12 protein-coding genes are annotated in these 12,655 nt (G+C 73.5%); 6 read left to right on the top strand and 6 right to left on the bottom strand.

The annotated features are described in order from the left end of the window. Positions 1-55: 55 nt before the first annotated feature. The 5 genes from FHX73_RS00280 (at position 56) to FHX73_RS00260 (ending at position 3,948) form a co-directional block, all read left to right on the top strand. Positions 56-922 carry an alpha/beta fold hydrolase gene (locus tag FHX73_RS00280; RefSeq protein WP_145902674.1) on the top strand — a complete coding sequence of 289 codons (867 nt, stop codon included), beginning with the start codon at positions 56-58 and terminating at the stop codon, positions 920-922. Between the two features lie 47 nt (positions 923-969). Beyond that, entirely contained in the window at positions 970-1,200 is a 231-nt protein-coding gene (locus tag FHX73_RS00275; RefSeq protein ID WP_145902673.1) for a hypothetical protein, read from the top strand. A 106-nt stretch (positions 1,201-1,306) separates the two neighbouring features. Then, positions 1,307-1,846: a hypothetical protein gene (locus FHX73_RS00270; protein WP_170304793.1), complete on the top strand. Its 540-nt coding sequence runs from the start codon at positions 1,307-1,309 to the stop codon at positions 1,844-1,846. Between the two features lie 30 nt (positions 1,847-1,876). After that, positions 1,877-2,878: a helix-turn-helix transcriptional regulator gene (locus FHX73_RS00265; protein WP_145902671.1), complete on the top strand. Its 1,002-nt coding sequence runs from the start codon at positions 1,877-1,879 to the stop codon at positions 2,876-2,878. Between the two features lie 218 nt (positions 2,879-3,096). Further along, entirely contained in the window at positions 3,097-3,948 is an 852-nt protein-coding gene (locus FHX73_RS00260; protein ID WP_145902670.1) for a dioxygenase family protein, read from the top strand. 61 nt (positions 3,949-4,009) lie between these two features. Here FHX73_RS00260 and FHX73_RS00255 read toward each other — a convergent pair whose 3' ends face one another. After that, entirely contained in the window at positions 4,010-4,585 is a 576-nt protein-coding gene (locus tag FHX73_RS00255; protein ID WP_145902669.1) for a TrmH family RNA methyltransferase, read from the bottom strand. A gap of 55 nt (positions 4,586-4,640) precedes the next feature. After that, positions 4,641-5,381 carry a class I SAM-dependent methyltransferase gene (locus FHX73_RS00250; protein ID WP_145902668.1) on the bottom strand — a complete coding sequence of 247 codons (741 nt, stop codon included), beginning with the start codon at positions 5,379-5,381 and terminating at the stop codon, positions 4,641-4,643. A gap of 162 nt (positions 5,382-5,543) precedes the next feature. Here FHX73_RS00250 and FHX73_RS00245 point away from each other — a divergent pair, with 162 nt between their 5' ends. Beyond that, on the top strand, positions 5,544-6,563 hold the full coding sequence (locus FHX73_RS00245; RefSeq protein ID WP_145902667.1) for a glutamate ABC transporter substrate-binding protein: 1,020 nt from the start codon (positions 5,544-5,546) through the stop codon (positions 6,561-6,563). On the opposite strand, the gene FHX73_RS00240 is transcribed toward FHX73_RS00245, so the two are convergent. Genes FHX73_RS00240 through FHX73_RS00225 form a run of 4 tightly spaced genes read right to left on the bottom strand, consistent with a single transcriptional unit; the run spans position 6,560 to position 12,649 of the window. Continuing rightward, positions 6,560-9,583, bottom strand: coding sequence for an alpha-mannosidase (locus tag FHX73_RS00240; protein WP_145902666.1), 3,024 nt, complete (start codon positions 9,581-9,583; stop codon positions 6,560-6,562). The genes FHX73_RS00245 and FHX73_RS00240 overlap by 4 nt on opposite strands. A 25-nt stretch (positions 9,584-9,608) precedes the next feature. Further along, positions 9,609-10,862: a glycoside hydrolase 5 family protein gene (locus FHX73_RS00235; RefSeq protein WP_145902665.1), complete on the bottom strand. Its 1,254-nt coding sequence runs from the start codon at positions 10,860-10,862 to the stop codon at positions 9,609-9,611. Between the two features lie 36 nt (positions 10,863-10,898). Beyond that, positions 10,899-11,762 (bottom strand): carbohydrate ABC transporter permease, encoded by an 864-nt coding sequence (locus tag FHX73_RS00230; RefSeq protein WP_145902664.1) that lies wholly within the window; start codon positions 11,760-11,762, stop codon positions 10,899-10,901. Continuing rightward, positions 11,762-12,649: a carbohydrate ABC transporter permease gene (locus tag FHX73_RS00225; RefSeq protein ID WP_145902663.1), complete on the bottom strand. Its 888-nt coding sequence runs from the start codon at positions 12,647-12,649 to the stop codon at positions 11,762-11,764. Before FHX73_RS00225 ends, FHX73_RS00230 begins: the two co-directional genes overlap by 1 nt. Between the last annotated feature and the right edge of the window lie 6 nt (positions 12,650-12,655).

Here is a 12,655-nt window from a genome sequence, read left to right as displayed (position 1 = left end):
TGCTGATCCGGCAGCGGGAGGCTGGGTCCACCGGTAACCCCCGCAAGGAGACCTCATGACCATCCCCGGCTTCGACCAGCACCGGATCCGCGTCGCAGACGGCGTCGAGCTGAGCGCGGCGGTCGGCGGCACCGGCACCCCGCTGGTGCTGCTGCACGGCTTCCCGCAGACCCGGCTGATGTGGCGCCTGGTCGCCGCCGAACTGGCCGCCGAGCACACCGTGATCTGCCCCGACCTGCGCGGCTACGGCGCCAGCGACAAGCCCGCCGACCCCGACGGCACCGCCTACGCCAAGCGCGCGATGGCCCGCGACGTGGTCGAGCTGGCCCGGGAGCTCGGGCATCCGCGGTTCGCGCTGGCCGGCCACGACCGGGGCGCGCTGGTCGCGCTGCGGGCCGCCCTGGACCACCCGGGCGCGATCAGCCACCTGGCCTGCCTGGACGTGCTGCCGACCCTGGACACCTGGGAGGTGATGCACGGCACCGGCGCGGCCGTCGGCTTCCACCTCTACCTGATGGCCCAGCCGCCGGGCCTGCCCGAGCAGCTGATCGGCGCCGCACCGGACGCCTTCTTCGGCCACTTCCTGGACGCGTGGGCCCGGGAGCCCGCGCCCGCCGAGGTCCGGGCCGCCTACCTGGACGCCTGCCGGGCGGCGGTGCCCTCGATCGTGGCCGACTACCGGGCCTCGGCCGGGATCGACGTCGAGCACGACCGGGCCGACCGGGCGGCGGGCCGGCGCCTCGCGATGCCGGTCACCGTGCTCCAGCAGGACTGGGGCGCGGCGCTCGGCTTCGACGCCCGCGCCCGCTGGTCGGCCTGGGCGCCGGACCTGGTGCACCGCACGGTGGACTGGGGGCACTTCATGGCGGAGGAGGAGCCCGCGGGAGTGGCCGGGGAGCTGCGCGCGCTGCTGCGGCGGTGAGCGGATGGCGGGCGGCCGAGGCTCCGGCCGAGGAGCATCCTTGGGGTATGGACACCAAGACCCGTGAAGACCCGATCGCCGAGGTCGCGCCGATCGACGCGGACTCGCGGTACCGCCTGGTCCGCTTCCGCGGACACGACTGGGAGCCGGTGGACGAGCAGGAGTTCCGCGCCGAGGCCGCCCGGCTGTTCCCGCGCGCCGAACTCACCGCCCCCGGCAAGGTCGCGTGGCGCGACCACCCGTGGGAGTGGCCCACCTGGCACCCGGGCGAGGCGTAGCGCGGCGGCCCATACTCCACGGCGCCCGCCGTTTCAAGCCGCCTTGACAGCGCCCGCCGCGGCGGACGAACCTGGCCGCACATTCCGACAGCGGAAGGAGTGCGGCGTGCCCTGGGTGGACGAGACAGGTCGTCATGAGGGTTTCCTGGCAGCCGTGTTGCCCGACGGCGGTGAGCCGGGCCCGACGGCCGACGGGCGCACCGTCTGGTGGGCCTACAACGGGGCGGACGGCCCGCGGGCCGTCGGGGTGCGGGGCGCCTGCCGGTGCGGCTGGCGCGGCGTCGAGTCGCACCCGGTCGACTTCGGCGACGACGAGGCGACCGAGGCGGTCGAGCAGCCCACCGGCCCGTACGCGGACTGGGAGCAGCACGTCGAGCTCGCCGAGGGCGTGATCCCGCGCGACGTCGAACAGTTGCTCGCCACCTTGGAGCGCCGGGTCGGGGAGCTCGCGGCGACCCGGTCGGCCACCGCGCTGCGGGTGGTGGCGCAGATCGAGCGGACGGCGGGCGCGACCGCGGACGCGGCGGTCGGGGCCGGGCTGCGCAACCTGCTCTCCTGGGAGGGCATCGGCCGGGCGCTGGGCAGCGGTCCGGAGCAGGCCCGCGAGCGGTTCGGCCATCTCGCCCCGGAGGGCGACCTGCGGTAGCCGCGTGCCCCGGGTGGGCAGCACTCAGCCATGAGCTACCCACCCCCACAGCACGACCCGCCCCAGCACGATCCAGTACGGCTCGACCCGCCACGGCACGACCCGCGCCCGGCGCGCTGCCGTCGGCTCCCCGGCCGCCCCGGGTACTCGGTGGAGCTGCACGAACTGCCCACCGACCAGCCCGGGGTGCTGCCGTTCGAGATCGGGACCTTCGCGGGCCTCGGGCCGCACTCGCACTCCCCGGACCCGCACCGGCACACCTTCCACGAGGTCGTCCTGGTCACCGGCGGCACCGGGGCCCACGTGGTGGACCTGGAGCGCCACCCGCTGGGCCCGCCGCAGCTGTACGTGATCGCGCCCGGGCAGGTGCACCACTGGGAGGACGAGGACCTGACCGGCTGGGTGCTGGTCTTCAACGAGGAGTTCCTGCTCCCGCACCCCGAGGACGCCGAGGCGCTGCGCACCCTGTCCCGCCGGCCGGGGCTGCGGCTCGGCGGGCCCGAGGCGGCGCGGGTCGAGGCGCTGTTCGGCGCGATGGCGGAGGAGTACCGGCAGGCCGATCCGGGCTTCGCCGGGGTGCTCGCCAGCTACCTGCACATCCTGGTGCTGCGGGCGCTGCGGCTGCCCGGGGCCGGGACGGCGGCGGGTGCGGCGGGCGGCCCGACGGCCGACCGGGCCGGTGAACTGGCGGCCCGGTTCAGCCGGCTGATCGCCCCGCCCGGTGCCCGGGAGCGCTCGGTCGGCCTCGACCGCTCGGTCGGCGCGCTGGCCCGCGAGCTCGGCGTCTCGGCCGGCCACCTGCACGAGGCGGTGAAGCGCACCACCGGCCGCACCCCGGCCCGGCTGGTCCGCGAGCAGCAGACTCTGGAGGCCAAACGGTTGCTGGTCGGCAGTGACTTGACGGTTCGTCAGATATCCGAGCGGGTGGGGTTCGGCGACCCCTCGTACTTCTGCCGGTTCTTCCGGCGGGAGAGCGGGGTGAGTCCGGGCGCGTTCCGCCGGGCGGCGAGAGGACACCCGGTCAGGCCCTGACGCGGTTCAGGGCCGCGCCGGCGGCCGAGGGAACGCTTCCGTCCGAAGGAATCACCACGTTCCCCGAGCCTGGTCCATCGTCGGGCCGCGGGCGGGCGCATACCTTGCTTGGCATGGCTCAGCCATTCCCCGCCCACCTCCCCGGGCGGGGGACCCCCACGGCGGCCACTCCCTGCACCAATCCCGCCTTCCCCCGAGCACAGGGAGCTCCACCAGCCATGAGCGAAGATCCCGCAGCCGGTAACCTCACCCGGAAGACCCTGCTCAAGGCCGCCGTCCTGGCCACCGCCGCCGCCCCGCTGCTGATCGGCGGCTCCGTCGCGCTGGCCCGGGACCGGGGCGCGAGCGGCCGCCCGCTGGCCGTCACCCCGGACTGCACCGACGGCGACCAGCCGACCCACGACAACATCGAGGGCCCGTACTTCAAGCCGGACTCACCGCTGCGCAACTCGCTGGTCGGCCCCGGCACCGTCGGCACCCCGCTGACCGTCAGCGGCTACGTCTTCGACCTGTCCTGCCGGCCGGTGGCCGGGGCCCTGCTGGACTTCTGGCAGGCCGACGACAGCGGGGCGTACGACAACACCGGCTTCGACTTCCGCGGCCACCAATTCACCAACGCGGACGGCAGCTACCAGCTGACCACCATCGTGCCGGGCCTCTACCCGGGCCGTACCCGGCACATCCACGTCAAGGCGCAGGCGCCGGGCCAGCCGATCCTGACCACCCAGCTGTACTTCCCCGGCGAGCCGCGCAACAGCACCGACGCCTACTTCGACCCCGCGCTGCTGATGACGGTCCGTCAGGCGGACGCGGGGAACCAGGCGAGCTTCGACTTCGTGCTGAACCTGACCCAGCCCTCGCCCACGCCGACCCCGACCCAGTCGCACGGCCCGACGCCGTCCCCGTCGCCCAGCGGCACCGCGGCGGCCCAGCCCTGGGCGCCGGACACCGCCTATCAGGCCGGGGACCTGGTGACCTACGGCGGGGCGGTCTACCAATGCCTCCAGGCGCACACCTCGATGACGGGATGGGAGCCCCCCGCGGTCCCGTCGCTCTGGCAGCGCCTGTAGGGAGGGCGGGGCCGTCGGCACCCCCATGGCCGGCGGCCCCGCGACGCCCGAGGGGCGCCGGCTACTCCGCGTCGAAGCCCTCGGTGCCGTCGGCGCCTTCGGCCGGCTGGTCGGCGAAGTCGAAGCCCTGGCGGCGCACCTCGTAGCAGCCGACGGCGAGCGCGGTGGCCACGTTCAGCGAGCCGACCTTGCCGAGCTGCGGCACGAACACCACGGCGTCGCAGGAGTTGAGGGCCTCGGCGGAGACGCCGCGGTCCTCGTGGCCGACCACCAGGCAGACGTCGCTGTCCAGCCGGGCGGCCGGCAGCGGGACGGACTCGTCGGCGAGCTCCAGCGCGACCAGTCGGTAGCCGTCAGCGCGGGCCTTGGCGGCCGCCTCCTTGAAGGTCTCGAAGCGCTGGACCGAGAGGTAGCGGTCGGTGCCCATCGAGACCTTGCGGACGCCGGCGATCTGCACGTCCGGGGTCCGGCCGGCCAGGTAGAGCGACTCCGCGCCCATCGCGGCGGCGGTGCGCACGATGGAGCCGACGTTGAACGGCGACTCGACGTGCTCCAGGAGCACGGCCAGCCGGTTCTCGTTCCTGCGGCGCCAAGTGCGGTGCAGGCGCTTCAGGTCGGTGCCGCCGAGCTGCTGCATGAGGGGGTCGCTCCTGTCTTCACGTGGTGCGGTGCGTCGGGCTGCTGCCGGACGGTCAGCCGGCGGTCTTCTCGGGGGCCGAGGGGGCCTCGGGGGCTGCGGAGGCCTCGGGGTCGGAGCCGACGGCCTCGCGGGGGCGGGTGGTCCGCAGGATGCGGAAGCCCTCGCGCGAGATGAGGCGCTCGGTCGGGAATCCCTGTTCGTTCAGCCACTTGGCGAGGGAATCCGAGCCCAGATTGCGCTGGACCACCATGAAGGCGGCCCCGTCGGGGGTCAATCGCGGCAGCCATTTCAGCAGCAGCTCGTGGAGTGCCGCCTTGCCGATCCGAATGGGCGGGTTCGAGTAGATGAAGTCGAACTCCAGGCCCTGCGGAACTTCTTCCGGGCGGCAGGCCTTGACGTTTTTCAGGCCGGCCCGCGCGCTGTTGTCGCGAACCAGTTCCAGGGCCCGGTTGTTGATGTCCACGGCCCACACCTCGGCGCGTCGCCGGGTCGCCGCCATCGTCGTGGCGATCGGGCCGTAGCCGCAGCCGAGGTCCAGATAGCGGCCGCGGTTCGGCGGCGGCGGGACGTGCTGCAGCAGGATGCGGGTGCCCTTGTCCAGCTTTCCGGCGGAGAACACGCCGACGTCGGTCTGGAGTTCCAGGGTGACGCCGCGGGCCGAGATCTCGATGCTGGTCCGGGCGCTCTCCACGGCGGGGTCGGCCGAGAAATAGTGCTGCGGTTGTGCGGCACCTTCGGATTCGGTATCGGGCCCGGATTCCGGACCGACATTCCCCCGCCTCGGCTGCGCCATGCTTTTGACTCCGGATGACCCTTGATTGTAATTCCGCACTCGTCGTTCCCAGACTACCCCATGGTCACCGGCCGACGTGCCGTGTACCGGCGGGAACCGAACGGGTGGATGATGGCGTGTCACATCTCGCACTCGGTACGGCACTTCACTCGGGGAGGGCTGATGGGGTCAGTTCGGCGGGCACTGGCGGTGACCACGGCGGTGCTGGTGGTGGCGGGGGCCGCCGGGTGCTCGCAGGGGGCGACGCACGGCCCGCCGCCGGTGGGCCAGGGCCGGCCCGCGCCGAGCGCGGCCCCGACGCCGGCGCAGGCGGCCGCGGATCCGGGGAACTGCGACACCCACGCCAGCCCCTACCGCCCCTCGCAGGCCGGCGGGCCGACCGTCGACGCGATCAAGGCGCGCGGCTACCTGATCGCCGGCATCGACCTCAACGACTACGAGTGGGGATTCCTCGGGCCGGACGGTCGGCCGCAGGGCTTCGACGTGGACATCGTGAACGCGATCGCCCAGTCGCTCTTCGGGCGGGCCGACCCGCAGACGGTGCACTACGTGCCGGTCGACGACGACCAGCGAATACCCCGCCTGCGCTCGACCGATCCGCAGCAGCACGTGGACCTGGTGGTGCACACCATGACGGTCACCTGCCAGCGGCAGCAGCAGGTGGCGTTCTCCACCGTCTACTACCAGGCGGGCCAGCGGGTGCTGGTGCCCAAGGCCGGCAACCGCTCCGACGAGAGCGGGCCCGATGCGCTCAAGGGCAAGCGGGTCTGCACGGCCGTCGGCTCCACCTCGGCCGACCTGCTCGCCGCGGACGCCCGGCTGCCGGAGGGCCAGCAGCGCTTCCCGGGGGCCGTGGTGCACACGGAGCAGAACGAACTGGACTGCCTGGCCCGCGACCTGCAGCAGCACCGGGCGGACGCGGTCCTGACCGACGACGCGATCGCCTACGGCCTGGCCGCCCAGGACCCGGAGACCATGGTGGTCGGCGCCGCGCTGACCGAGGAGCCGTACGCCGTCGCCATGCCGAGCACCTCCAAGGACCTGGTCGCCTGGGTCAACCAGGTCCTGGAGGACTACCGGAGCAGCGGCCAGTGGAAGCACAGCTACGAGACCTGGCTGCTGCGCTACCTGCCCGCCGGCCAGCCGGAGCCGACGCCCCCGCCGGCCGTCTACGCCCCCTAGAGCACCATGCGCAGGGTGACCAGCTGGAACGGGCGCAGCACCAACTCCAGCTCACCGTCGCCGAGTTCGGGGTGGCCGTCGGCCAGCGGGCGCTCCAGCAGGTCGCAGGCGTGCACCCGGCGCACCGGCAGGTCGGTGCGCAGGGTGGTGCGGGTGCGCGCGCCGGTCGCCTGGTAGAGCCGCACCACCAGGTCGCCGCTGCCGTCGTCGGCCAGCTTCACCGCGCTCAGCACCGCCTCCTCGCCGGCCAGTTCGACCAGCGGCGCGACCGGTCCGGCGCCGGGCAGCCGGCGCTCGGGCAGGTTGACCAGGTGGCCCTCGCGGACCGCGTCGGCGATGGTGGCGCCCGGCACCAGGGCGTGCCGGAACCGGTGCCGGCCCTGGTCGGTGTGCGGGTCGGGGAAGCGCGGGGCGCGCAGCAGCGAGGCCCGCACCGTGGTGGTGGTACCCGCGTCGGTGGCGCGCACGGTACGGGTCACGTCGTGGCCGTAGGTGGAGGCGGTGACCAGCGCGACGCCCCAGCCGGGCTCGGCGAAGTGGGTGAAGCGGTGGTTGCAGGCCTCGAACTTGGCGGCCTCCCAGCTGGTGTTGGTGTGGGTGGGCCGGTACTGGTGGCCGAACTGGGTTTCGGCCGCGTACCGGTCGGCGTGCAGGTCGAGCGGGAAGGCGAGCTTGAGGAACTTCTCCCGCTCGTGCCAGTCCACCTCGGTGTCCAGGTCGAGCCGGTTGGTGCCGGCGGCCAGGGTGACGGTCTGGGTGACCGTGGAGGAGCCGAACGAGCGGGTCACCCGGACGGCGACGGCCTCCGGCTTGTCGGCGAGCACCGTCAGCTCGTCGACGCCGGTCAGGTCGGTGCCGGTGTTGCGGTAGAACTGGTCCACGTCCCAGGCGTCCCACATGTTCGGGAAGTCCGGGTGGAGTTGCAGCAGGTTGGCGGCGGCGCCGGGGGCGATCGTCTCGCGCTGTCCGACCAGGTCGTGGACGGAGACCAGCAGGCCGCGCCCGTCCACCTCGACCCGGAGCAGCGCGTTGGCCAGCACGAAGCCGCCGCCCGCGCGCGGGCGCAGCGTGCAGTCGCCGGTCGGCGCCGCGGCGGGGGCGGCGCCGCCGGCCGGGACTCCGCAGCGGTGGTGCGGCGCGGAGTTGAAGACCAGCTCGGCCTCGCCCTCGCCGGCCAGTGCGCGCTGGGCGGCCTCGATGACGCCGGTCAGCTCGGCGGCCACCCGGGCGTAGGTCGCCTCGGCCTCCCGGTGCACCCAGGCGATCGAGGAGCCGGGCAGGATGTCGTGGAACTGGTGCAGCAGCACGGTCTTCCAGATCCGGTCCAACTCCTGGTACGGGTAGGCGAAGCCGGCCCGCAGTGCGGCGGTGGCGGCCCACAGCTCGGCCTCCCGCAGCAGGTTCTCGCTGGCCCGGTTGCCCTGCTTGGTCTTCGCCTGGCTGGTCAGGGTGGCCCGGTGCAGCTCCAGGTAGAGCTCGCCCACCCAGACCGGCGGATCGGGGTACTCGGCCTGGGCGGCGGCGAAGAACTCGGCCGGCTTCTCCCAGCGTACCGTCGGGGAGCCGGCCAGGTCGCGCAGCCGGGCCGCCTTGCCGAGCATCTCGCGCGTCGTGCCGCCCCCGCCGTCGCCCCAGCCGGTCGGCGCCAGTGACCGGGTGGCCCGGCCCTTCTCCTTGAAGTTGCGCTCCGCGTGGGCTAGTTCGCTGCCCTTCAGGGAGCAGTTGTAGGTGTCCACGGGCGGGAAGTGGGTGAAGATCCGGGTGCCGTCGATGCCCTCCCACCAGAAGGTGTGGTGCGGGAAGGAGTTGACCTGGCTCCAGGAGATCTTCTGGGTCAGCAGCCACTTGGCGCCGGCCGCCTTGATGATCTGCGGCAGGCCGCCGGTGAAGCCGAAGGTGTCCGGCAGCCAGGCCTCCTCGTTCTCCGTGCCGAACTCCTCCAGGAAGAACCGCTTGCCGTGCACGAACTGACGGGCCATCGCCTCCGAGCCGGGCATGTTGGTGTCGGACTCCACCCACATGCCGCCGGCCGGCACGAACCGGCCCTCGGCCACCGCCTGCTTCACCTTGGCGTAGACCTCGGGGCGGTGCTCCTTGATCCAGGCGTACTGCTGGGCCTGTGACATGGTGTAGACGAACTCGGGGTGGTCGGCCAGCAGGGCGGTCATGTTGGCGGTGGTGCGGGCCACCTTGCGGACCGTCTCGCGCAGCGGCCAGAGCCAGGCGGAGTCGATGTGGGCGTGGCCGACGGCGCTGATCCGGTGCGCGGCGGGCGCGGCCGGCACGGCCAGCGCGCCGGCCAGCTCGGCCCGGGCGGCGGCCGCCGTGGTGTTGACGTCCTGGAGGTCGAGCGCGTCCAGCGCCCGTTCGACCGCGCGCAGCAGCTCCCAGCGCCGGGCGCCGTCGACCGGCAGCTCGGCCATCAGCTCGCCGGCCACCTCCAGGTCGAGCACCAGCTCCCAGACCGTCTGGTCGAGCACCGCCAGGTCCAGCCGGGCCAGCCGGTACTGCGGCTCGCTGCCGGCCGTCGCCTTGTCGCCCAACTCGGTCGGCAGAAACGGGTGGTAGTCCAGGATCACCGGATTGGCGGCGGCCTCCACGTGCAGCAGCACCTGCTCGCCGCCGACCGCGCGGTCGGCGATCCGCACCCACTGGTTGTTCGGGTTGATGCCCTTCACCGGGCTGCCGTCCGGCCGGTAGACCAGGCCCTCGCACTGGAAGCCGGGCATGTTCTTGTCGAAGCCCAGGTCGATCAGCGCCTCGACGCACCGCCCGGCCCACTCGGCCGGCACGGTGCCGGAGACGGTCAGCCAGCTGGTGCTCCAGGGCGCGCCCCAGCGCTCGCCGGCCGCGATCGGGCTGCGCGGGGCCGCCAGGCCCTCGGCGACCGGGACCGGTTCTCCCGGTGCGGTCCAGATGCCGGCGGTGAGCGGGACCGAAGCGGGGTAGAGGGCGGGCCGGACGCGCTCGTCGAGCACGCGCTTGAGCCGGGCCTCGACCAGGGTGCGGTCGTCGTGCATGGAGCTCTCCCAATCTGACGGTGCGTCAGCTGACGTCTTCGACGGTGACGATCTCGGTGATACCCCGGGCGGACAGCCCCGCGTGGTCCGCCACGCGCTCGGCCAGCAGCACGGTGGGGCGGGCGCCGTCGGCGGCCAGGCGCATGAAGGCCTCGAAGAAGGCGCCGCCGGGGCCGCAGGTCGAGCGCTTCGGCGCGGCGTCCGGCAGGTCCAGCACCAGGGCGGTGGTGCGCGGGCGGGGCGGGTGCCAGTCGTCCCGGGCGGCGGCCAGCGCGCCGGCCAGCGCCCGCCCGGCCGGCTTGACCCGCTGCTCGGTGGTCAACAGACCCAGGCTGTACTCCAGTTCGGGGAAGTCGGCGAGCGAGCGGTCCACGTCGTGCGAGCACCACCAGGTGACGCCCCACAGGTCCGGGCAGTCCAGCACGGCGGCCACCGTCCGGCGGGTGAACTCGCCGGCCCGGTCGGCGGCGACGTGCGGGGCCGGCGCGCCGACCTCCTGCAGCCAGACCGGGCGGTGCGGCTGCCCGGCCCAGGCCTTGCTCAGCTCGACCAGGTAGGCGGCGTGCTGGGCGCCGGCCACCGAGTCGGCGCCGTAGCGCTGGGCGGTGCCGTTGAACACCCAGGAGTGCACGGCCGTGACCGCGCCGAGCCGGGCCGAGTGCGCGGGGGTGAAGGGGTGGTCGTCCTGGTAGAAGGCGGCGTCGTAGGAGGCGTGCAGGTGCAGCCGGCCCGGGGCGCCGCGCTCGCAGGCGGCCAGCAGCCGGGTCAGCCAGTCGGCCGCCTGGGCGGGGGTGATCCGGTCCGGGTCGGGGTGCGGGTCGCCGGAGAACTGGTTGACCTCGTTGCCCACGGTCAGGCCGAGGAAGTTCGGCCGCTCGGCCAGCGCGCCGGCCAGCGCCTCCAGGTAGGCGGCCTGGGCGCCGACCACGTCCGGGTCGGTGAACAGGTTGCGGCGGTGCCAGGTGGTGGTCCAGCTCGGCAGGAAGTCGAAGCTGGACAGGTGGCCCTGCAGGCCGTCCACCGCGACGTCCAGGCCGCGCTCGCCGGCCGCGTCCACCAGGGCGGCCAGCTGCTCCAGCGCGCGGGGGCGGATCAGCGTGCGGTTCGGCTGGAAGAGCGGCCAGAGCGGGAACACCCGCAGGTGGTCGAGGCCGAGCGCGGCGATCGCGTCCAGGTCGCGGCGCACCGGGTCCAGGTCGAAGTCCAGCCAGTGGTGGAACCACCCTCGGCTCGGGGTGTAGTTGACGCCGAACCGCGGTGCGGCGGGGGAATGCGTCATACGGGGTCTCCGGTCTCCGTGTTCGGGTCGGGGGGCTCAGCCCTTGACGGCGCCCTCGCCGACGCCGCGGAAGAAGTACCGCTGGAGCGCCACGAAGAGCGCGAGCACGGGCAGCAGGGCGATCATCGCGCCGGCCGCGATGGTGCGCGGGTCGGCGGTGAACGCGCCTTGCAGGTAGGAGAGTCCGACCGTGAGGGTGAGCTTGTCGGGGCTCTGCAGCACCAGCAGCGGCCAGAGGAAGTCGTCCCAGGCGCCGATGAAGGTGAGGATGGCGATCACGCTCAGGGTGCCCTTGACGGCGGGCAGCGCGATGAACCGCAGCCGCTGCCAGACCGTGGCGCCGTCGATCACCGCCGCCTCCTCCAACTCGGCCGGGACGGCCAGGAAGGCATTGCGCATCAGCAGCACGTTCAGCGCGCCGATCACGCTGGGCAGGGCCACGCCGAGCAGCGAGTCGCCCAGGCCCAGCCGGGTCACCGTCTGGTACTGCGAGATGATCGTCACCTCGCCCGGCAGCACCAGGGTGGACAGGAAGAGCCCGAGCACCAGGCGCCGGCCGCGGAAGCTCAGTCGGGCCAGCGCGTAGCCGGCGGCGGTCGCGCCCGCCAGGTTGCCGGCCACGTCGATCACCGCGACCAGTGCCGAGTTGAGCGCGAAGTGGCCGATCGGGATCAGCCGGCCCACCCGGCCGTAGTTGCCCAGGGTCGGGTGCCGGGGGAGCAGGTGCGGGCTGGCGGTGTAGACGTCCTCGGTGATCGCCTTCAGCGAGGTGGAAAGCTCCCAGAGCATCGGCCCGACGGTGATCGCCAGCACGGCCAGCAGGGTCAGGTAGCGCACCGTCAGTCCGAGCGGGGTCACCGCGTCGAAGACCGGTGAGCGGCGCCGGTGGTGATGCCTCATCAGTCCGTCCTCCGGTTCCAGCGGGCGAGCAGCAGCAGCGGGCCGACGGTGAGCACGAAGAGGAAGACGCTGAGCGCGGAGGCGTAGCCGAGCCGGCCGTCGCTGCCGGCGGCGGCCTGCTGGATCAGCATCACCAGCGAGACGTCCTGGCCGCCCACCCCGCCGGTGCGCCCGCCCAGCACGTACAGCTCGGTGAACACCCGCATCGCGCTGACCGCGATCAGCACCGAGACCAGCGCCATGGTGCCGCGCACCCCGGGCACGGTGACGGCCCAGAACCGGCGCACCGCGCCCGCGCCGTCCACCGCGGCCGCCTCGTGCAGCTCCCGGCGCACGTTCCCGAGCGCGGAGAGGTAGAGCACCATGTAGTAGCCGAGGCCCTTCCAGACCGTCAGCGCGATCGCGCTGGCCAGCAGCAGCCAGCGGTCGGTGAGGAACGGCACGGCCGAGTGGACCAGGCCGGCCTGCCGGGCCAGCCCGTTGACCAGGCCGCGGTCGTCCAGCAGCCACTGCCAGATCAGCGCCACCACCACGGCGGAGGCGATCACCGGGAAGTAGAAGACGGTCCGGAAGAAGCCCATGAACGGCAGGGTGCGCTGCACCAGCAGGGCCAGCAGCAGCGGCAGGAAGGTCAGCAGCGGGACGCAGACGGCCATGAAGACCAGGGTGTTGACGATCGCGTCGCGCAGCTGCGGGTCCTGCCACATCAGTTGGTAGTTGTGCGGCCCGATGAACTGCCCGCCGCTCAGGGTGTGCACGTTGGTGAAGGAGAGCACCGCGGTGTTGAGCGCGGGCCAGAGGCTGAAGACGGCCAGCCAGCCGAGCGCCGGCGCGATCAGCAGCCAGGGGGTGGACCGGCGGTGGGTCCGCGGCGGACGTGACGGCATCGGTGC

Source organism: Kitasatospora viridis (assembly GCF_007829815.1).
In the GTDB taxonomy this organism is placed as follows: domain Bacteria; phylum Actinomycetota; class Actinomycetes; order Streptomycetales; family Streptomycetaceae; genus Kitasatospora; species Kitasatospora viridis.
Note: the sequence above shows the minus strand (reverse complement) of the source record. Positions and strands in the feature narration are given on the sequence as shown.